Origin of the sequence: Albidovulum inexpectatum, assembly GCF_002927635.1 — a bacterium.
GTDB lineage: Bacteria > Pseudomonadota > Alphaproteobacteria > Rhodobacterales > Rhodobacteraceae > Albidovulum > Albidovulum inexpectatum.
Genome location: NZ_PRDS01000003.1, coordinates 183,905 through 204,923 on the forward strand (window position 1 = coordinate 183,905; position 21,019 = coordinate 204,923).

The 21,019-nt window shown below is 64.3% G+C and carries 17 protein-coding genes; 10 read left to right on the forward strand and 7 right to left on the reverse strand.

What is annotated here, in order from left to right; translation table 11 throughout:
* Nucleotides 1–41 precede the first annotated feature (41 nt).
* On the reverse strand, nucleotides 42–1,208 hold the full coding sequence (locus LV82_RS06385) for an outer membrane protein transport protein (protein WP_104070082.1): 1,167 nt from the start codon (nucleotides 1,206–1,208) through the stop codon (nucleotides 42–44).
* 140 nt (nucleotides 1,209–1,348) lie between these two features.
* Nucleotides 1,349–1,870, reverse strand: a complete 522-nt coding sequence (locus LV82_RS15250) for a DMT family transporter (protein WP_342750176.1) — start codon at nucleotides 1,868–1,870, stop codon at nucleotides 1,349–1,351.
* Between the two features lie 559 nt (nucleotides 1,871–2,429).
* Here LV82_RS15250 and LV82_RS06395 point away from each other — a divergent pair.
* The 4 genes from LV82_RS06395 to LV82_RS06410 all read left to right on the forward strand — a co-directional run bounded on the left by LV82_RS06395 (nucleotide 2,430) and on the right by LV82_RS06410 (nucleotide 8,551).
* Nucleotides 2,430–3,395 (forward strand): TDT family transporter, encoded by a 966-nt coding sequence (locus tag LV82_RS06395; protein WP_104070084.1) that lies wholly within the window; start codon nucleotides 2,430–2,432, stop codon nucleotides 3,393–3,395.
* Nucleotides 3,396–3,481: 86 nt separating this feature from the next.
* Entirely contained in the window at nucleotides 3,482–4,930 is a 1,449-nt protein-coding gene (gene guaB, locus LV82_RS06400; protein WP_104070085.1) for an IMP dehydrogenase, read from the forward strand.
* 15 nt (nucleotides 4,931–4,945) lie between these two features.
* On the forward strand, nucleotides 4,946–6,133 hold the full coding sequence (locus LV82_RS06405; RefSeq protein WP_104070087.1) for an RsmB/NOP family class I SAM-dependent RNA methyltransferase: 1,188 nt from the start codon (nucleotides 4,946–4,948) through the stop codon (nucleotides 6,131–6,133).
* Between the two features lie 105 nt (nucleotides 6,134–6,238).
* Nucleotides 6,239–8,551 carry a PAS domain-containing sensor histidine kinase gene (locus tag LV82_RS06410; protein WP_104070088.1) on the forward strand — a complete coding sequence of 771 codons (2,313 nt, stop codon included), beginning with the start codon at nucleotides 6,239–6,241 and terminating at the stop codon, nucleotides 8,549–8,551.
* A 244-nt stretch (nucleotides 8,552–8,795) separates the two neighbouring features.
* Here the strand turns inward: LV82_RS06410 and LV82_RS06415 are convergent, their stop codons facing one another.
* Nucleotides 8,796–9,401, reverse strand: coding sequence for a sulfotransferase family 2 domain-containing protein (locus LV82_RS06415; RefSeq protein WP_104070090.1), 606 nt, complete (start codon nucleotides 9,399–9,401; stop codon nucleotides 8,796–8,798).
* A gap of 204 nt (nucleotides 9,402–9,605) precedes the next feature.
* On the opposite strand from LV82_RS06415, the gene recA reads away from it, so the two are divergent.
* The 4 genes from recA to LV82_RS06435 all read left to right on the forward strand — a co-directional run bounded on the left by recA (nucleotide 9,606) and on the right by LV82_RS06435 (nucleotide 15,534).
* Nucleotides 9,606–10,679 carry a recombinase RecA gene (gene recA, locus LV82_RS06420; protein WP_104070091.1) on the forward strand — a complete coding sequence of 358 codons (1,074 nt, stop codon included), beginning with the start codon at nucleotides 9,606–9,608 and terminating at the stop codon, nucleotides 10,677–10,679.
* 194 nt (nucleotides 10,680–10,873) lie between these two features.
* A complete protein-coding gene (gene alaS, locus LV82_RS06425; RefSeq protein ID WP_104070093.1) occupies nucleotides 10,874–13,534 on the forward strand; it encodes an alanine--tRNA ligase in 2,661 nt (886 codons plus the stop codon).
* Nucleotides 13,531–13,827: a DUF1330 domain-containing protein gene (locus tag LV82_RS06430; RefSeq protein WP_104070094.1), complete on the forward strand. Its 297-nt coding sequence runs from the start codon at nucleotides 13,531–13,533 to the stop codon at nucleotides 13,825–13,827. Before alaS ends, LV82_RS06430 begins: the two co-directional genes overlap by 4 nt.
* Before the next feature lie 162 nt (nucleotides 13,828–13,989).
* Entirely contained in the window at nucleotides 13,990–15,534 is a 1,545-nt protein-coding gene (locus tag LV82_RS06435) for a trimethylamine methyltransferase family protein (RefSeq protein ID WP_104070096.1), read from the forward strand.
* Nucleotides 15,535–15,598: 64 nt separating this feature from the next.
* Here LV82_RS06435 and LV82_RS06440 read toward each other — a convergent pair whose 3' ends face one another.
* Nucleotides 15,599–15,907, reverse strand: a complete 309-nt coding sequence (locus LV82_RS06440) for a DUF6477 family protein (protein ID WP_104070277.1) — start codon at nucleotides 15,905–15,907, stop codon at nucleotides 15,599–15,601.
* A 225-nt stretch (nucleotides 15,908–16,132) separates the two neighbouring features.
* Between LV82_RS06440 and LV82_RS06445 the strand changes: the two genes are divergently transcribed.
* Both LV82_RS06445 and lipA read left to right on the forward strand, forming a co-directional pair.
* Nucleotides 16,133–17,269 (forward strand): DUF6456 domain-containing protein, encoded by a 1,137-nt coding sequence (locus LV82_RS06445; protein ID WP_245873089.1) that lies wholly within the window; start codon nucleotides 16,133–16,135, stop codon nucleotides 17,267–17,269.
* Nucleotides 17,270–17,413: 144 nt separating this feature from the next.
* Nucleotides 17,414–18,364 carry a lipoyl synthase gene (lipA, locus tag LV82_RS06450; protein ID WP_104070099.1) on the forward strand — a complete coding sequence of 317 codons (951 nt, stop codon included), beginning with the start codon at nucleotides 17,414–17,416 and terminating at the stop codon, nucleotides 18,362–18,364.
* A gap of 52 nt (nucleotides 18,365–18,416) precedes the next feature.
* Here lipA and LV82_RS06455 read toward each other — a convergent pair whose 3' ends face one another.
* The 3 genes from LV82_RS06455 to LV82_RS06465 form a co-directional block, all read right to left on the reverse strand.
* Nucleotides 18,417–19,313 (reverse strand): hypothetical protein, encoded by an 897-nt coding sequence (locus LV82_RS06455; RefSeq protein ID WP_146065134.1) that lies wholly within the window; start codon nucleotides 19,311–19,313, stop codon nucleotides 18,417–18,419.
* A 110-nt stretch (nucleotides 19,314–19,423) separates the two neighbouring features.
* Entirely contained in the window at nucleotides 19,424–20,329 is a 906-nt protein-coding gene (locus LV82_RS06460; protein ID WP_425427733.1) for a cytochrome c, read from the reverse strand.
* Between the two features lie 78 nt (nucleotides 20,330–20,407).
* The gene (locus tag LV82_RS06465; RefSeq protein ID WP_170063363.1) at nucleotides 20,408–20,872 is read right to left on the reverse strand and encodes a c-type cytochrome; all 465 of its coding nucleotides are present in this window, start codon (nucleotides 20,870–20,872) and stop codon (nucleotides 20,408–20,410) included.
* Between the last annotated feature and the right edge of the window lie 147 nt (nucleotides 20,873–21,019).

A 21,019-nucleotide genomic window follows, 5' to 3' on the forward strand; every position in this document is an offset into this window, starting at 1 on the left:
CCCGCCGGGGGCGGGGCCGAAAGATCTGCGTCAGGCGCGGATCAGAAGCTGTAGCCGACGCGGATGCCCCAGGCCACGGCATGGTTGTCCGTGAACTTGCCGAAGGTCCCGCAATCGTCATCGCCGCTGGTGTTGCAGGTGCCAAGAAGATTGCCCAGCGAAGAGGGGATCTCGGTCTCTGCATCACCGATCAGGACATAGCGAAGGCCCGCGGTGATCTTCATGTTGTTCCGCGTGTAGCTGACCGCGGCCCCCAGCGCCGTCGAGCCATTCGTCGGCCCAAGGTTGCCCGAATACCCGTCATGCGACGCTTCGTACGAGGCAAAGACCGCGCCCGACCACACGTCGTTGAACTTGCGCCCGACACCCAGCGTGTAGGTCACCACGTCGTCGGAATACGAGACAAGCCCCTCGTTGTACACGTTCGAAGGGTTGTTCACATACAGCGTGGGAGCGATCTCGAACGCCGACCAGTCCACCCACCGGACCGAGCCGAAGAGCAGGGTATTGGCCGCGATACCCGTCTGACCCTCAAGCAGGACCGATTGCGGGATCTCGGTCTCGAAGGTCGTGGTCACGCCATTCTCGTTGGCAGTGAAGTCATGCGTCACGGCCGAGTTGTAGGTCAGCGCGACCCGCGCGGCGATCTCGGGCTTTTCCCACGCGACGCCAAGCACATAGCCATAATCGGTCTCGGTGCTCGATCTCATGTTGTAGCCGTTGAACAGCGCGACCTTGCCCGAGGTCCTGATCTGACGCACACCGCCGATCAGGCTGAAGTTGTTGGGCAGGCGGTAGCGGACGAGCGCGGTCGTGCCGACCGAGTTGATGTCCGCCGTCGAGCCGCCGTACAGGTAATTCAACCCCACAGGGCTTGTTCCGGCCGGATAATTGACGTCCGCGCCCACGGGTTCATCCATGATCAGTGCGACATCGAACTGCTCACCCAGCGACATCTTCAGGCCGAGGCCATAGGTGTTGTAGTCATCGGCCATGTCGCCGGACTTGGACCCCGCCAGGGACATTGCGCCGGCCGAGATCTGCTGCGTGCCGCTTACCTTGGGGGCCACGCGTCCGATGCTGAATTCGGCGTAATTTCCCTTCTCGAACAGGATCGCGACGGATTGCGGCGACCGCTCGATTCCGCCGGCCAAGGCCGTGGTCGCGCCGAGCATCAGGCCCAGTGCGGAAATTCCGATCTTCTTCATGTTACTCTCATCCCAGGTTGTGGTGGTTGCGATTGTTTTTTTGATTTCAGGGTTGTCCCCGCCTGCGCCCTGCGTCAATCGGTGACGTTGCGTATGGCCAAATATCGCATCCGGGCGTGGCCGGAATGCACGACTCGCGTTCACGCGCGCAGGTTGATCCAGTTTGCCGTCAGGATCACCGCTCCACCCAGAAGCACCCAGGGGTCCAGCGGTTCGGCGTAAAGCAGCGCTCCGATCAGGGCAATCACCGGCAGGCGCAGGAAGTCCATTGGGGTGACGATCGTCGCCGGTGCCAGCGACAGCGCCTTGGTCAGGCTGAAATGCGCCATCAGGCCGGCAAGCCCCATGACCAGAACCCACAATGCCACTTTGCCATGAGGCAGCGCGATGCGGCCATCGATCCCGGCAAAGGCAAGACCCAGAAGCGACTGCATCAGGGCCAGCCAGAACAGGATGCACCCGACCGAGGCCACACGCGTCAGCCGCTTGGTGGCGATTGCGGTCAGCGCGAATGCCACCGCGCAGCCCAGCGCGGCGATCAACCCGATTGGCACGGATTGCGCGCCAAAGGGACGCGCCACGATCAGGATGCCGCAAAAGCCAAGCCCGACCGCAGCCATGCGCTGCAGGCTCAGCCGCTCGGCCAGAAGAAGGGGGGGCAAGCATGGCCACGATCAGCGGGCTCGAGAATTCAAGCGCGAAAAGCTGTGCCAGCGGAATTAGCGCCAGCGCATACAGCCACAGGTTCTGGCCAGCGAAATGGATGACGTTCCGTGCGGCATGCAGCCCGATATGGCGCGCCGAGATTTCGTCCAGCCGTCCGGAAAGCGCCAATGCGGCGACCACGACGGCGACACCGATCACCGAGCGGTACAGCATCATCTCGAATGTATCGAGCGCGTCGGAAATCTCGCGGCCCGATATGGCAAGCGCCGAAAATCCGGTGATCGAGCCCACCATCCACAAAGCCGCGGCCAGCGGGCGTGGCCCTGTGTCCGCGGGGATGCCGTGGCTTGCGGGTAGTCTGGTCGTCGTCATGCAGATCTTCCGTTCGGCTGCTGCGGATGAAGCCCCAAAAGCCGATGAAAAGGAATGGCAAAAATGCAGCATCATCATCGGGTGGCGACAGCGTGTCGCGTTGCATTCCACCCCCTATCGGACTTGCTTTTCGTTTCGTTGGCTGCAATCGGGGTATCTGTCACAAGCTTCGGAGGTTTCATCATGCGCGCACCGAACCTTGCCGTGCCCGGTGCCGGCCGCTGGCGCCGGACGCCGCCTGCGATCTTTCCACCGATCATGGGATTGTTCGGTCTGGGCCTGTGCTGGCGCCGCGCCGCCGAGGCCGGAATGTTGCCCGGCGCGGTTGGCGAGATGATCCTTGGCGGCGTGACGCTGTTGTTCCTGTTCGCGGCCTTTGCCTATCTGGCCAAGCTCGCGCGCCGCACGACTGCCCTAGTCGATGACCTCCGCATCCTGCCGGGGCGGGCCGGCCTGGCGGCGATGGTCCTGTGCGTCTATCTGCTGTCGATCACGCTTGTGCCCTACTGGCCTGTCCTTGCGCGCTCTGTCCTGTTCGCGGGGCTCGTAGCGCATCTGGGCCTTGTCGCGGTCCTGATCCACGTCTTCGTGACCGGACCTGCCGAGCAGCGCCGCGTCTCGCCCGTATGGCACCTGTCCTTTGTCGGCTTCATCATCGGCGGACTTGCGGCGGTGCTTCTGGGAATGGAGTTCCTTGCGCTGTTCATCCTGGCCGCGACCGCCATCATGGCGACAACGATCTGGGCGGTCAGCCTGGATCAGTTCGTGCGCGAGGGCGTGCCCGCGCCGCTGCGGCCGCTGCTGGCGATCCACCTGTCGCCCGCGGCGCTTCTTGGCATGGTCGCCGCGCGCCTCGGGCTGGTTTCGCTGGCACAAATCTTTGCCGTCCTTGCCGCGTTGCTTCTGGGGGCGATGGTTCTGCGGCTGCGCTGGCTGACCCAGGCGGGCTTTTCACCCATGTGGGGGGCGTTCACGTTCCCTCTGGCGGCGACCGGGTCTCTCTGGCTGGGACTTGGCGGGGTGTGGCTGTGGCCCGGCATGGTCGTGCTGGCCGCCGCGACGGCGGTGATCCCGGCGATTGCCTGGGGCGTGCTGCGGATGTGGGCAAACGGTCAGCTTGCGACCCGGACCAATGCCGCGACGGCCTGAGCGGGGGCTTGGGGGACTTTTGGCTTGCCTTTGTCCTTCGGCCGTGAAAATGGGAAGCGCCAAACGAAACTCCTCAGGAGGGTGCGATGGAGATTCGCGAGGCGCTTACCTTTGACGACGTGCTTCTGGTTCCCGCGGCGTCCAGTGTCTTGCCCGCGCAGGCCGATACGACGACCTGGGTGACCCGCAAGGTGCGGATGAACATCCCGCTGCTGTCATCGGCGATGGATACCGTCACCGAGGCACGGATGGCCATCGCCATGGCCCAGTCGGGTGGCATCGGCGTGATCCACCGCAATCTGAGCATCGAGGAGCAGGCCGCCGAGGTCCGCCGGGTCAAGCGCTTCGAATCCGGCGTCGTCTACAACCCGATCACGTTGCGCCCCGATCAGACACTGGCCGATGCCAGGGAATTGATGAACCGCTACAACATCACCGGCTTTCCGGTGGTGGACGATGACGGGCGCGTTGTCGGTATCGTGACCAACCGCGACATGCGCTTTGCCACCGACGACAAGACGCCGGTGCGCGTGATGATGACGTCGGAAAACCTGGCGGTCCTGAAGGAACCCGTGGACCGCGAGCAGGCGATCAGCCTCATGAAGGCGCGGCGCATCGAAAAGCTGCTGGTGACCGATGAACAGGGCAAGCTGACGGGCCTGCTGACGCTGAAGGATACCGAGCAGGCCGTGCTGAACCCACATGCCTGCAAGGACGAGCTGGGCCGGCTGCGCGTGGCCGCGGCCTCGACCGTGGGCGATGCGGGCTTTGAACGCAGCGAGGCGCTGATCGACGCCGGCGTCGATCTGGTCGTCATCGACACGGCCCATGGTCATTCGGCGGGTGTGGCCCAGGCCGTCGAGCGCATCAAGAAGCGCCATGGCGATGTCCAGGTCATCGCGGGCAACGTCGCCACGGCCGAGGGCACGCGCGCCCTGATCGATGCGGGTGCCGATGCCGTCAAGGTCGGTATCGGCCCGGGGTCGATCTGCACGACGCGGATCGTGGCCGGCGTGGGCGTTCCGCAGCTGACGGCGATCATGGATGCGGTTTCGGCCGCGGGTGATGTGCCCGTGATCGCGGATGGCGGTATCAAGTATTCGGGCGATTTCGCCAAGGCCATCGCGGCCGGGGCAAGCTGCGCCATGGTGGGCAGCGCCATCGCGGGCACCGATGAAAGCCCGGGCGAGGTCATCCTGTACCAGGGGCGTTCGTTCAAGACCTATCGCGGCATGGGCAGCCTTGGCGCCATGGCGCGCGGTTCGGCCGACCGCTATTTCCAGAAGGACGCCGCGAGCGACAAGCTGGTGCCCGAAGGGATCGAGGGTCAGGTGCCCTACAAGGGGCCGGTGGCCGCGGTGATCCACCAGATGGTCGGCGGTCTTCGCGCGGCGATGGGCTATACCGGCTGCGCCACGATCGAGGAGATGCGCAGGAATTGCCGCTTTGTCCGCATCACCGGCGCGGGCCTGCGTGAAAGCCATGTGCATGACGTCCAGATCACGCGGGAATCGCCGAACTACCGTATCGTCTGAGGTGGGGCCTGCCCGATGACGCCCGAAGCCCGGATCCAGGCTGCAATCGGCGTGCTTGACCGGATTCTGGCTGGTGAACCGGCCGAGCGCACGTTGACGAACTGGGCCCGGGCCAGCCGCTTTGCGGGCTCGGGCGACAGGGCCGCCATTCGCGATCATGTCTTCGATGCGCTGCGATGCCTGCGCAGTTTCACGGCATTGTCGGGCGCGGCCGAGCCATCGGGCCGGGCGGCGATGATCGGGGCACTGCGCGCGCATGGCCGCAACCCCGACGACATCTTCACGGGACAGGGACATGCGCCTAGCCCTCTGACCCCCGAGGAGCGGAACGCGCTTGCTGCCGCGCCGGCACTGGATGCCTTGCCCCGGAACGTGGCGCTCGACTGCCCGGATTGGATCGCGCCGCATCTTCGCCGCGCGTTGCAAGAGGACTTCGCCCCCGTGCTGCGCGCAATGCGCGAGCGCGCGCCGGTCTTCCTGCGGGTCAATGCCGCCAAGGCCGATGTCGGAACGGCCATCGCGGCCCTTGCGGCGGATGGCATCGTCGCCGCGCCTGATCCGGCCGTCTCCCATGCCCTGCGTGTCATCGAGGGTGCGCGTCGCATCACCGGCGGACACGCCTATCGCGACGGCGTCGTGGAGTTGCAGGATCTCAGCCCTCAGGCGGCCGTGCAGGATCTTCCGCTGGGCGACGGGATGCGCGTGCTGGATTATTGCGCGGGTGGCGGGGGCAAGAGCCTTGCCATGGCGGCACGCGCGCGGATCGACATCGTGGCCCATGACATCGCCCGGCAAAGGATGCGCGATCTGCCCGAACGCGCGCGAAGGGCAGGCGCCAACATTCGCCTGGCGCAACCGGGCAAACCGATCGGCAAGGACTTCGATCTGGTTCTGGCCGATGTTCCCTGTTCGGGCACAGGCACCTGGCGGCGGACGCCCGACGCCAAGTGGCGCCTGACTGAAAGCCGCCTTGGCGAGCTGCTTCAGACGCAATCCCTTATCCTGGATCGGGCTGCCGATCTGGTCGCCCCGAAAGGCTGGCTGGCCTACATGACGTGCTCGCTCGTCGATCTTGAGAACGGCGATCAGGTAAGGGCATTCCTGTCGCGCCATCGGGGCTGGACGCTTGGCAAGGAAAGGCTGTTCACGCCGCTGAGCGCGGGTGACGGGTTTTACATGGCGCTCTTGACGCGCGAAGCGTGACGGAAATAAACAACTCTGGCGGGCATCGCGCCGTTTCCCGATTAATCGCACATTAACCATTTTCCCGCGCAATGGCCGCACCACGAATCCGCGTCGGGGAAATGGATGACCGTATCGGCTCAATTGTCCGAGCAATTGACGCGAGGCGCCCTTGCCGCTGCGCCGGTTCGGGGGTGGCTGGCCCTGTGCGCGGGGCTGTGCGCGTCGGTCGGGCTGATCCTGCCCGAGTACGGCTTGCGCCTGGCGGTGGTGGGAATCGCCCTGACCCTTGCGGTCGCCACCGTGCTGATCGGCTTTCTGGCGGGGCGTCCCGCAAGGCTGCAATCAGATCTTGGGCGCTGTGTCGAAAGGATGCTGCGTCATGATGCGGTTCCAGGAATCCTGACCGATGTTGAAGGCGTTGCGATTGTCCTGAACCCTGCCGCCCGCAACCGGTTCGGAGCGAAGCCAGGCGTGTCCTTTGCGCGAATTCTGGGCGCGGAACTTGCTGACCCCGCGCCCCTTGTCCGCCGCTTGCATGCCCGCGCGCAGGCCGAGGGAGCAGCAAGCGAGGACGTCGTGACCCTCGCGGGTCGGCTGCGGCTTGACGCGCGTGATCTGGGCGCGGGCTGTATTCTTTGGCAGGTCGCGGATATTGCAGCCGAACCCGAAAATGACGTCCGCGCGAACCATCTTCCGATGGCAGTCGTGTCCGAAGACGGATCGATCGTGTCGATGAACGACGCGATGCAGCGGCTGACCGGCAATGGCGTCAAGAGGCTTGACGATCTGGTTCTCGACATGCCGATTCGGCCGGGAGAGGAGCACCTGGTGGTCGCGCGCGATGGCGCAACCCGTCGGACAGTGCTTTGGGTGGATGCCGGGTCGGGGCGGCATGAACTGTATGTCTTGCCTGCGTCGCCCGTGGTTGCGCATGACGGGGAATCGATCCCGTTCGAGGCGTTGCCCGTCGCGCTGGTGCGGCTTGATGGCCATGGGCGCATCGTGCAGGTCAACCGCGCCGCTCGTGAATTGCTTGGCGAGGTCGCGATAGGGGCCGAGCTGGCCGGCATGATGGAAGGCCTCGGCCGGCCGGTAGGGGCCTGGCTGAACGATGCACTTGCGGGGCGGGGCGACGGTCGTCCCGAGGTTCTGAAGATACGGCGCAAGGATCGCGAGACCTTTCTTCAGGTCAGCCTGACCCGTGTCTCGGTCGCGGGTGAAGCGGGCCTTGTCGCGGTCCTTTGGGACGCGACCCAGCTCAAGCGACTTGAGGCGCAGTTCGTTCAGGCGCAAAAGATGCAGGCGATCGGGCAGCTTGCCGGTGGCGTGGCGCATGATTTCAACAATCTTCTGACCGCGATTTCAGGTCATTGCGACCTGTTGTTGCTGCGCCACGACAAGAGCGACCCGGACTATGCCGACCTGATCCAGATATCGCAGAACGCCAATCGGGCCGCGGCGCTGGTCGGACAGCTTCTTGCCTTCTCGCGCAAGCAGACGCTCAAGCTGGAAAGAATTGACCTGCACGAAGTCCTGGCCGATCTGGGGCATCTGCTGAACCGGCTGGTCGGTGAAAAGGTGCGGCTCAAAACGGCGGTCGATCCCGACCTTGCCGCAATCCGCGCCGACAGGCGGCAGCTCGAGCAGGTTCTGATGAACCTTGTCGTCAACGCACGCGATGCCATGCCCCAAGGCGGTGAGGTCCGTATCGAAGCCCGGAACGAAACGCTTGCAGAAGCCCTGAATCGTGATCGCGCCAGCGTTTCGCCCGGCGATTATGTCGTCTTGCGCGTGATTGACGAGGGCACCGGCATTCCCGGCGACCTGCTTACCCGGATATTCGAGCCATTCTTCACGACCAAGCGGCAAGGCGAAGGCACCGGGCTTGGGCTTTCCACCGTCTATGGCATCGTCAAGCAAACGGGTGGATACATCTTTTGTGACAGCGCCGAAGGCGATGGGACGACCTTCACCATCTATCTGCCGGTCTGTTCCGAATCCGATGCCGTTTCGACCGATGCCCCTGCTCGGCCCGCCACGCGATCGCTGGATCGCGGCACAAACGAGGTCATTCTTCTTGTCGAGGACGAGGCCCCCGTGCGTGCTTTTGCCAGCCGCGCCTTGCGCCTGCGCGGATACCAGGTGATCGAGGCCGACAGCGCCGAAGCGGCCCTACAGATCCTGTCTGACGACAATCTGCATGTCGATGTCTTCGTGACCGATGTGATCATGCCCGGCATGGATGGGCCCAGCTGGGTCATGCAGGCACTGGAAAGACGCCCGGATGTCCGGGTGATCTTCGTTTCCGGCTATTCCGAAGAAAGCCTGTCCGAGCTGCGGGATCGGGTTCCGAATTCCGTCTTCCTGCCCAAGCCGTTCTCGCTGAATGACCTTACGGAAACGGTCTGGAAGGTGTTGAGCGAAACGGCCGAATGACCCCGACAGCGGGATTTGGTGCACGGAGTTTGCGACTCTGCACCCGCGCATGGCGCGGGGCGTCTGGACGCTTCGGGTCTGAACGCCGCGCGTGAGGTTTCCGGATCAGCGCCCGCGTCCGCGTCCATGATCGCCGGTTGGACAGACGCGCCCGACGATCTTGGCGGCCTGTGTCCGCGCGGTGGTTTTGTGCATTCGTGCGCCGCGTCAGGTGGCGGTGTGCCGAAGAAAGCGAAGAGAGATCTCAGGCCAGTTCCTGGGCCTTCAGCGCCTCATAGAGGGCAAAGTCGCGGTGGCAGACCTCGCGCAGGCGTGCCTCGGTCTCGGCCGACAGGTCCAGGGCGCCCTCGGGCGAGACGTTCAGCCGGGGCAGGGTGATTTCGCAATCCAGACGATCCTCGAGGAATTCGACGAACTTGCCCATGTCGTCATAGCGGAAGATCCTGTCAACGCCGGGCCCCTGATCCGGAACCAGGAAGCGGGCCTGCGAGCCGACCCGGGCGAATTCGGGCTGCGGGTCCGATAGATAGGCCTGCACGAATTCGTCGAAACTCAGATGCGCGGTCGAACGATCGGGGCGCAATTCCTCCTTGCGCTGGCGGTATCGGTACCAGCTTCCCAGCCAGTCGAGCGGCTCGCGCATCACGGCCACGACCATGAAATCCTCATCCGCTGCCTTCTGCAGATAGGGCGCAAGATAACGCCAATAGCGATAGGCCGAGGTATGCTTCAATTCCGGCGGGCGCTGGATGACGACACTGGCCAGGGGCTCCAGCGCCGATTCGATCGCGGTCGAGCCGGTCTTTGGCGTGGCCAGGTAAACCAGTCGTTGTTTCCAGAAGACGAGCATCCAGAGACCCTCCGCTGCATTTCGATCCCGATGCGGGAAGGAAACCCGCTGGGGTTAACTAAAGATTTACCGTCAGGGGCAAAAGTCGAATTTTAGAAAATCCGGTTGAAATGTTCCCCTTTTGATCTCATAAGTGTGAGAACATCGCAAGAACCCAGGCAGAGATTGCCGCGCCCTTGCGGGTGTGAAATAAGGAAGCGACCAATGGCCATAGCGGATCTCCTGAGCATGAGCGACAAGCGCAACACCGAAAAGCAGAAGGCGCTGGAAAGCGCACTGGCACAGATCGAACGCCAGTTTGGCAAGGGTTCGATCATGCGCCTTGGGGCGGAAAACCCGGTCATGGAGATCGAGGCGACCTCGACCGGATCGCTGGGTCTGGACATCGCGCTGGGTATCGGCGGTCTGCCCAAGGGGCGCATCATCGAGATCTATGGCCCGGAAAGCTCGGGCAAGACGACGCTGACACTGCATGTGGTCGCCGAGGAACAGAAAAAGGGCGGCGTCTGCGCATTTGTCGATGCCGAACATGCGCTTGATCCGCAATATGCCAAGAAGCTGGGCGTCAATCTTGACGAGCTTCTGATCAGCCAGCCCGACACGGGGGAACAGGCGCTGGAGATCGTGGACACGCTGGTGCGGTCCGGCGCGGTCAGCCTGGTCGTGGTCGATTCGGTCGCGGCGCTGACTCCGAAATCGGAACTGGAAGGCGATATGGGCGATGCCAGCGTCGGCGTTCAGGCGCGCCTGATGAGCCAGGCCATGCGCAAGCTGACCTCGTCGATCGCGCGATCCAACTGCATGGTCATCTTCATCAACCAGATCCGCATGAAGATCGGCGTCATGTTCGGCAGCCCCGAGACGACGACGGGCGGCAATGCGCTGAAATTCTATGCCTCGGTCCGGCTGGATATCCGCCGCACTGGTTCGATCAAGGACCGGGACGAGGTCGTGGGCAACGCGACCCGCGTCAAGGTGGTCAAGAACAAGGTCGCCCCGCCGTTCAAGGAAGTCGAATTCGACATCATGTATGGCGAGGGCATCTCGAAGACCGGCGAGCTTCTGGATCTTGGCGTCAAGGCCGGCGTGGTCGAGAAATCGGGTGCCTGGTATTCCTATGGCGACGAGCGCATTGGACAGGGGCGCGAGAATGCCAAGCGGTTCCTGAAGGAACATCCCGACATCGCGCAAGAGATCGAGGACAAGATCCGGGCAAGCCACGGCCTGCTGGACCTTTCGGCAAAATCGGCCGACGATGATGCCCTGATGGAGGGTTGAACCCCGCACGGGACTTCTTGCCAAAACCGCAATGGGCGCGCACCGGGATGGGCGCGCCCATTTGTTTCTGCCAGTGGCAGCATCCCCCGGGAAATGCGCCCGCGGCCCAATCTGCCGCATGGATTGTGGACATGGCGCGGGCGAGCGGATAAACCGGGCCGACGCCTTCATTTTCCGCAGGAAAACCGGTTGCCATGCCAAGCCTGAACGATATCCGATCCACCTTTCTGGACTATTTCCGCCGCAACGGGCACGAGATCGTTCCGTCCTCGCCGCTGGTGCCGCGAAACGACCCGACCCTGATGTTCACGAACTCGGGCATGGTCCAGTTCAAGAACCTCTTCACCGGTCTGGAAAAGCGCGCCTATACCCGTGCGGCGACGGCACAGAAATGTGTCCGCGCGGGCGGCAAGCACAACGACCTTGACAATGTCGGCTATACCGCCCGGCACCACACCTTCTTCGAGATGCTGGGCAACTTCTCGTTCGGTGACTATTTCAAGGAGCAGGCGATCCCCTATGCCTGGGAGCTGCTGACGCGCGAATTCGGGCTGGATCCGAAGCGGCTGCTGGTTACCGTCTATCACACCGATGACGAGGCCGCCGCGATCTGGAAGAAGGTCGCGGGCTTCTCGGACGATCGCATCATCCGCATTCCGACCGATGACAATTTCTGGCGCATGGGGCCGACCGGACCCTGCGGTCCCTGCACCGAGATCTTCTTCGACCATGGCGAACATGTCTGGGGCGGTCCTCCGGGATCGGCCGAAGAAGACGGCGATCGCTTCATCGAGATCTGGAACCTCGTGTTCATGCAGAACGAACAGTTCGAGGATGGCTCGATGCGCGCGCTCGACATGCAGTCGATCGATACCGGCATGGGGCTCGAACGGATCGGCGCCGTGCTTCAGGGCAAGCACGACAATTATGACACCGATCTGATGCGCGCGCTGATCGAGGCGTCGGCCAATGCGACTTCGACCGATCCGGACGGACCGGGCAAGGTCCATCACCGGGTGATCGCCGATCATTTGCGCTCGACCAGCTTCCTGATCGCCGATGGCGTCATGCCCTCGAACGAAGGTCGCGGCTATGTCCTGCGTCGGATCATGCGTCGCGCGATGCGCCATGCGCATCTTCTGGGGGCGCAGGACCCGCTGATGCATCGCCTTGTTCCGGCGCTGGTGCGCCAGATGGGTACGGCCTATCCCGAGCTGGTCCGCGCCCAGGCGCTGATCGAGGAGACGCTGAAGCTGGAGGAAACGCGGTTCAAGCAGACGCTGGATCGTGGCCTGAAACTGCTGGACGAAGCCGTTTCGCGCCTGGGCGAGGGCGAGCCTCTGCCCGGCGAAACCGCATTCCGGCTGTATGACACCTATGGCTTCCCGCTTGACCTGACCCAGGACGCGCTGCGCGAGATGGGCCGCACGGTGGATGTGGCCGGTTTCGACCGCGCCATGCAGGAACAGCGCGCCAAGGCCCGCGCGGCCTGGGCGGGTTCGGGCGAAACCAGGGACGCCACGATCTGGTTCGATCTGTCCGAACGGCATGGTCCGACCGAGTTCCTGGGTTATGAGACGGAAACGGCCGAGGGACAGATCCTTGCGCTGGTGCAGGACGGCAAGGAAGTCGGCTCGGTGGAAGAGGGGCAGGAGGTTCAGGTCGTCGTCAACCAGACGCCCTTCTATGCCGAAGCCGGCGGCCAGGTCGGCGATAACGGTCTGATCCGCACCGATACGGGGCAGCTGGAGGTCACCGACACGAAAAAGGCCGCGGGTGTCTTCATCCATGTCGCCCGCGTGATCGAAGGCCAGATCGCGCGCGGCCAGCCCGCGAAGCTGGAGGTCGATCACACGCGCCGCACGCTGATCCGTGCAAACCATTCGGCGACACACCTGCTGCACGAGGCGCTGCGCCGCCATCTGGGCGATCACGTCGCCCAGCGGGGGTCGCTGAACGCGCCTGACCGGCTGCGGTTCGACTTCAGCCACGCCAAGGCCCTGACCGACGCCGAAATCGCGGCGATCGAGGCCGAGGTCAACGCCTTCATCCGCCAGAACAGCCCCGTCGAGACGCGGATCATGACGCCCGACGAGGCGCGCGCGCTGGGGGCGCAGGCCCTGTTTGGCGAGAAATATGGCGACGAGGTGCGCGTGGTCTCGATGGGCTATCTGGCCGACTCGGGCAAGGGCGTGGATGGCCATACCTATTCGATCGAGCTGTGCGGCGGCACGCATGTCCGGCGCACGGGCGATATCGGTGCCTTCGTCATCATCAGCGAGGGCGCTTCCTCGGCGGGGGTCCGGCGTGTCGAGGCCCTGACGGGGCAGGCCGCGCTGGACCATCTTCGTGCGCAGGAGCGTCTGCTGTCCGAGGCCGCACAGGTGCTGAAGTGCCAGCCCGGCGATCTGGCCCAGCGGCTGCGCGCGCTGGTCGAGGAACGCAAGACGCTGAACAACGAACTTGCCCAGCTTCGGCGCGAACTGGCCATGGGCGGCGGTCAGGCCCGGGTCGAGACGCGCGAGATCGGCGGCGTGAAGTTCCTGCCGCAGGTTGTTTCGGGCGTGTCTGGCAAGGATCTGCCCGCGCTGGTGGATGAGCTCAAGGCGCGCGTCGGTTCGGGCGTGGTCCTGGTCGTGGCCGATACGGGCGGCAAGGCTGCCGTGGCCGCGGGCGTGACACCGGATCTGACGGAACGGCTTTCGGCGGTCGATGTCGTCCGCGCGGCGGCCCAGGCTCTGGGTGGCAAGGGCGGTGGCGGCCGGCCGGACATGGCGCAGGCCGGAGGCGCGGATGCATCCAGGGCCGAAGAGGCCATTCGCGCCGCCGAAACGGTGATCGGGGGCGCGGCATGAGCGACCCCAAGGCTGCGCTGTGGATCGCCCATGTGACCGTCCACGATGCCGAGGCCTATGGCCGTTATGCCGAGCTGGCCGGTCCGGCCATCGCCAGGTATGGCGGCGTCTTCCTTGCCCGCGGCGGCCGCTATCGCCAGCTGGAAGGGGCCGATCGGCCGCGCAACGTGGTGGCGCGCTTTCCGTCCTTCGAGGCCGCCGTGGCGTGCTATGAAAGCCCCGAATACCAGGCTGCCCTGGCCCATGCGCGCGGCGCGGCCACGCGCGATCTGTCCGTGATCGAGGAAATCTGAACGGCCAGGACGAAACGAAGGGGGTCGCGTCCGGGCAGGGCGCGGCCCTCTTGCATGGGGCCGCATGTCGTTTTCGCCCGAAACATGCCGCATACTGCCGTGGTCCTGCGCGATTTGCGATTAGAACGGGGCCAAACCCACACGGACAGGAGTTTCGGTCAGATGAGCGAAGTTGCGGAAGGCCGGCGGTCGCGCAGTGGAGGCGGTGCCGCGCGCCGTGCGGCGCGCACCGCGGTGCGGATCGAATGCGCCAGGTATATCGAACGCAACATCCCCAATCTCGAGATCCTCAACGAAGAGGCGCTCGAGATTATCGAGAACAATGCCGAAACCGTTCTGCAGGAAATCGGCGTGAATTTCGTCGACAATCCCGCGGCGCTGAAGCTGTGGAAAGATGCGGGTGCGGATGTCGATGGCGAACGCGTGCGCATCCCACGCGGCCTGGCGCGCGAATTGTGCAAGACCGCGCCGTCCACCTTTGTCCAGCACGCGCGCAACCCGGAACGCAACGTGACGATCGGTGGGCGCAATCTGGTCCTGGCTCCGGTCTATGGCCCGCCCTTCGTGCGCGATGCCCAGGGCGGCCGCCGCTATGCGACGCTGGAAGATTTCCAGAAGTTCGTGAAGCTGGGCTTCATGTCCAAATGGCTGCACCATTCGGGCGGAACGGTCTGTGAGCCGACCGACATCCCGGTGAACAAGCGCCATCTGGACATGCTGCTGGCGCATATGACCCTGTCGGACAAGCCTTATATGGGGTCGGTCACGGAACCGTCCCGGGCCGAGGATTCGGTCGAGATGTCGAAGATCCTGTTTGGCCAGGATTTCGTGGAACAGAACACCGTGATGACCTCGCTCATCAACATCAATTCGCCGCTTACCTTCGATTCGGTGATGATGGGCGCGCTTGAGGTCTATGCCCGCCACAATCAGGCCGCGATCATTTCGCCCTTCATCGTGGGTGGCGCGATGGCCCCCGTCACCGTCGCGGGAACACTGACGCAGGTCCTGGCCGAGGTTCTGGCTGGCGTCGCCTACAGCCAGCTTATCCGGCCGGGCGCCCCGGTGATCTTTGGGGCCTTCGTCACCTCGATCGACATGAACTCGGGTGCGCCGACCTTCGGGACGCCGGAAGCATCGCTGATCACCTATGGCGCGGGTCAGCTGGCAAGGCGTCTGGGTTTGCCATATCGTTCGGCGGGGGCGTTTACCGGGTCCAAGCTGCCCGATGCGCAGGCGGCCTACGAATCCGCCAACAGCCTGAACATGGGGCTTTTGTCGGGCGTGAACTTCATGCTTCACGCGTGCGGCTGGCTGGAAGGGGGGCTGGTTTCGTCGTTCGAGAAATTCGTGATGGATGCCGATCAGCTGGGCGTCCTGCATGGTCTGGCCCGTGGCGTGGATCTGTCGGAAAACGGTCAGGCCATGGACGCGATCCGCGAGGTCGGTCCGGGCGGACATTACCTGGGCTGCGCGCATACGCAGGCCAATTTCCGCGACGCGTTCTGGCGTACCGAGCTTCTGGACTACAAACCTTTCGAAACCTGGGAAGAAGAGGGCGCGCGCGATACCGTCGCGCTGGCCTCGGCACGCGTTGCCAAGATGCTGGCCGATTATCAAAAGCCCGCGATCGACCCTGCGGTCGAGGAGGCGCTGAAGGATTATGTCGCGCGCAAGAAGGCGTCGATGCCCGATTCCTTCATGTGATCGATACGCATTCACGCCTGCGGGCCGCCCGATCGGGCGGCCCGTTTCGTTTGCTGCATGCGTGTCATTCGGCGGCCAGTCGCGTGGCCTGTGCTGCCTGCGCCAGCAGCGCGTATTCGCCCATCAGGGCGATCGTCACCTCCAGGTGACGAATGAAGTCGTACCATTCGGCCCGTTCGCGCCGGATCGTGTTCAGCCGGGCTTCTTCCTCCAGCAGCAGGCGCAGCGCGGATTGCGGTGCCGGAGCATGCGGCAGGCGCAGAAGGCGTTTCAGATCCCGCTGCCGATCGTATTCGCCAAGCCCCGCACGCGCGGCGCGAACCAGCGTCGCCGGCCGGCGCAGGGCATGAACGGCGTCCATAAGGTTTTTCATGTCGGTATCCCCCGTCTTGACTGGATCAACCGAAACATGAATCGGAACCCGTCCCTGTTGCCGCATGATGCCAGGCAGCGAACGGTCTGGTCAGGAAAATTTATGTTTTATCAACGAATCTCGGCTCCGTGCTTGGCCTTAACCCGCCGGTAACGAAAACAACCCACGGTTGTGTACGTCGTGGTTAAGGCAAAGTGAAACACCGGAACGAATTCGGGGAACTACATGACGGTCTCTATGCAGATTCCAGGCGGCGCGGCACTGCCTGCCTGGCTTCCCAAGAACGCTCGTCTCTATCTGCGCCATATCGAGGAAGGCCTGTCGCTGCGCGCGATCGCGCGGGACGAGGGCTGCCATGCCTCGACGATCATGCGCAAGGTTCGCGCGTTCGAAAACCGTCGTGACGATCCGCTGGTGGACGAGGCGCTGACGCGGCTTGGCCGACTGGTGTTCGGTTCCGGTGCCACTGTCGTTCAGACCCAATCCCAGACCGAGGAAGGAGCCTGCCCCATGACCGCACCCATCCGCCACGCAAGCCCGAAGATCGTCGATCAGGCCACCCTGGAACGCGAGGCCCGCCGCATCCTGCGCCGCCTGTGCGAATTCGGCGCGGTTCTGGCCGTTGCCGGAGAACTGGACAAGGCGGCGGTGTTGAAGGGAACCGTTCGCACCGCCGTGGTGGATCGCGAGGTCGCCGAGGCCTTTGCCCTGAAGGACTGGATCGCGGTCAAGTCGGTGGGGCGGGTGACGACCTACCAGATCACGCAGGCTGGCCGCGCCGCGCTCAAGCGCCTGCTTGCCGAGGAGCAGGCCGCGCGCAACGCCGGCCTTGGAGATGCCGCCAACCCCTTTGCCGACCAGCATCGCGACGTCGAGGATCACGAGCTGACCGACGACCAGACGGGCCAGCCGCGTCGCGTGCGGATCAACCTGTCGGAAAGCCCGCTGGCCATCCTTGCCCGGCGCAAGGACAAGGATGGCCGTCCTTTCCTGTCGCCCGATCTTGTCGCCGCGGGCGAACGTCTGCGCGAGGATTTCGAACTGGCCCAGATCGGACCGCGCGTTGCGCAGAACTGGGATCGGTTCCTGACGGCCGGCGACCGCGGAAGCTTTGGTTCCGCGGATGCGCTGGGCGGGTCGTCGCGTGCGCGCGACCGTGTTGCCGCCGCCCTGCGCGATCTGGGGCCTGGCCTGGGCGATGTCGTGCTGCGCTGCTGCTGTTTCCTCGAAGGGCTGGAGGCCGTGGAAAAACGCATGGGCTGGTCGGCGCGCTCGGGCAAGATCGTCTTGCGCATTGCGCTGCAGCGGCTCAAGCGGCACTACGAGGAAACCTATGGCTGCCAATCTCCACTGATTGGCTGACCTGTCCCCCGCCGATACGCCCGCCGTCCTGGCGGGCGTTCTTGCATCGCGCGCCATGCAATGCGGCCATGCGGTCTGCCTTCGCGATTGTTTTTGCCCGCGCAAGCGCGTAGATGAAAGGGAACCGCAGCAAGGAAAGAGCCCATGCGCGACCTGAAGATCCCCGACCAGCGCCACCCGGAAAAGGCCCACCGCCCCGATCAGGAGCAGCCCAGGAAACCCGCATGGATCCGCGTGAAGGCGCCGACCTCCGAGGGCTACAGGAAGACGCGCGACATCCTGAAGGAAAACCGCCTGGTCACGGTCTGTGAGGAAGCCGGCTGCCCCAATGTCGGCGAATGCTGGAGCCAGGGCCACGCGACCATGATGATCATGGGCGAAATCTGCACGCGCGGCTGTTCCTTCTGCAACGTGGCCACCGGTCGCCCCGATGCCCTCGACCCGTTCGAGCCGGGCCGCGTCGCCCATGCCGTTCAGAAACTGGGTCTGGCCCATGTGGTGGTGACCAGCGTCGATCGCGATGATCTCGAGGATGGCGGGGCCGAGCATTTCGCCCAGACGATCCGCGCGATCCGCCATCGTTCCCCCGGAACCACGATCGAGGTCCTGACGCCGGACTTCCTGAAATGCGGACCCGAGGCGCTTGAAAAGGTCGTCGAGGCCCGCCCGGACGTGTTCAACCACAATCTTGAAACGGTTCCCTCGCTCTATCCTTCGGTTCGCCCGGGCGCGCGCTATTTCCATTCGCTGCGCCTGCTGCAACGGGTGAAGGAGCTGGATCCGACGATGTTCACCAAGTCGGGCCTGATGGTGGGCCTGGGCGAAACCGCCCAGGAGGTGCGCCAGGTGATGGACGACATGCGCTCGGCCGATGTCGATTTTCTGACGATCGGCCAATACCTGCAGCCCACGCCAAAGCACCATCGCGTCGTGCGCTTCGTGACACCCGAGGAATTCGCCGCCTATGAAAAGGCCGCCTATGGCAAGGGCTTCCTGATGGTTTCCGCCACCCCGCTGACACGGTCATCCTATCACGCGGGCGAGGACTTTGCCCGCCTGCGCGCCGCGCGGCTGGCAAGGCTGGGCCGGGCCTGAAGATCTGCTGCGGCGCGGGGTGTCCCCCGCGCCGCACGCATGTTTCGTTCGATCAGAACTTGTAGCCAAGCGACAGGTCGAACACCGCGTCGGCATCCGACGAATCCAGGATACCGCCCTGCAGATATGCCCCGCTGGCAAAGCTGTAGGTGCCGCTGAGGCCATAGATGGCTGACAATCCGTCGATATCCAGCAGGCTGGCGGTCACCGCAACGGCCGAATTGGGCTGGTAGGTCGCCCAGGCCATCAGCGCATCGTCGACCAGGTTCGAGCCCACGGTATAGCCGATCCCGGCCTCGTAGTTCGCGCCCGTCGCGCCGATCTCGAGATGCAGGGTCGACTGGACCGAGGTCGACGGCAGCCAGACGCTTTCATAAGCGCCATTGACGAAGAAGCGGCCCGTGTCGAAGCTGACCGCGATGTCGGCGACATCGACATCGGAATCGTCAAAGCGATGCAGCGACACCGCCCCCTTCAGCGCGCCATAATCGCCGTCGTAGCGCAGGCCGATCGGGGTCTCGCCATCCAGCAGATAGGCATAGGTGACAATCCCATCCGTGAAGACTTGCGTTTCCGCCGCGAAGTATTGCGACCCACCGATTTCCGGCATGCGCGAATAGGTGCCGGCTGCGCTGCGCGGCACGCCGAAGCTGAACTTGCCATAGCTGGTGCGGTAGGTCAGAGCACCAAAGGCGATCAGCTCACCCTCGAACCCATCGCCGTCCAGACCGTACAGTCCACCGTCAAAGCCCAGGCCGGTCTGGCCCAGACCCGGATCCACGGACAGGCTGACATCGCCGAAGACAAGGGTTTCGTCCGCGCCGTCACCCGACAGGTATTCGAGCTCCAGAACGCCCAAAGTTTCGATGTTCACGTCCTGGGCGTTGACGGCCAGTGGCAGGAACGCTGCGGCGGCCATCGCGGACAGGGCCGCTTTGCGACTCATCATGTTGGTTTCCCCTTTGGTACTTGTGTGCAGGCACGGGCTATGCCAGTCGCGGCCCGACCACAATTGATTTTCCTTGGGCAACAGCGGCTTGTGACCGCGCTGCAACGGGATCAGGGCCGTTCGGCGACGGGCGGCACGCGCTTCAGATAGGCCGCAATGGCGGCGCGGTCCGATTCGGGCAGATGGGCGGTATTCTGGACGACCAATGCCATGTGCCCGCCCGCGCTGTCATAGTCCGGTGTGAAGCCACTTGTCAGGTATTCGACGATATCGGCCTGCGACCAGTCCAGCGCGCCGGGCGTGATGTTGGGAATGCGCCCCTTTCCGTCCGGGCTGGGCGCACCGGCCAGCCATAGGTTCAGCTGCATTCCGCCCAGAGCGTTGCGCGGTGTGTGGCATTCGCCGCAATGGCCCAGCGCCTCGACCAGATAGCGGCCGCGCGCCTCCTGTTCGGTCAGATCGCCGGTCACGACCCAGTCGTCCGTCAGGAACAGAAGCTTCCAGCCCCCCAGTGCGGCACGGATGTTGAAGGGAAAGCCGACCTCATGCGGTTGCGAAGGCGTCGGATCGGGGGGCAGGGTCATCAGGAATGCGTGCAGATCCGCGATGTCCTGCAGGTCCGCGCGGGCATAGCTGGCATAGGGAAAGGCGGGGTAATAGTGCTCTCCCTCTGGCGACACGCCCCGTTTCATCGCGTTGGCAAGGTCCAGTGCCGACCAGCTGCCGATCCCCGCCTGCGGATGGGGCGAGATGTTGGGCGCAACGAAGGTGCCAAAGGGCGAGGCAAAGCGCTGGCCGCCGCGCAGGATCAGCTTTTCGTCGCCCTTCGCATCGAAATCGGCATGGCAGCCCGCGCATCCCGCGGCCCAGAAAACCTGCTCGCCCCGCACCGGATCGCCGGTCAGCCCCGCCATTGCGTCCTGCGACAGGGGCTGCGGAGCCAGAAGGATCCATGCCGCCATGGCCAGACCCCCAAGGCCCGCAGCAAGCCAGATGATTCGCCGTTTCAAGGCCATGCCTTCCCCTTGGACGTTCTTTGCGTCAGCGATGGGTCAGGGGCGATGCGCGCCCCCGACCCAGTGCAGGATACGCCGTCAGTTCGGGATGCGCGTCGCCTTGTGGCAGCTGCCGCAGGACGCACCCAGCGGCCCCATCGCGGCCTTCAGCTGATCCAGCCCCTGGCCCGCCGCTTGCTGCATGGCCAGTGCGGCGTTCACGAACTCGGTATGCTTGCCGTCGTAATCGGTCTCGATGTCCCACAGCTTGGCATCGGCCGTCGTGGCGGGGTTGGCCGAATGGTCGGACCCTTCGGGCCACAGCAAGGATTCATCCAGCTGGGCCGATGCCGCCAGTGCATCCGCAGCGGCCTGCGCGGCCTCTGCATTGTATTCCGCCTCGCCCTTGGCCATGGCGCCCAGACGGCCCAGGTTCAGCGCGCGGTAGGCCATGATGCCCTGCCGCGCCTTGATCTCCATCGCGAAGGGCGGCTTGTCCTGGGCAAGGCCCGCGCCCCCCATGACCATGGCGGCCAGTGTCAGTCCCGCAAAAAGCTTCTTCATCTGTTCGTCTCCCTGAAGGGTCTTCATGGATTTCGCCGTACCCGCAAGTGTAGCCGAGGCAAATTTTCACACCACTCGCAATTTTTGCATGTAACTGTTTAATATTCGCACAGGGCGCAAAAGGGCCCGGAACCTGGCGGTTTCCGA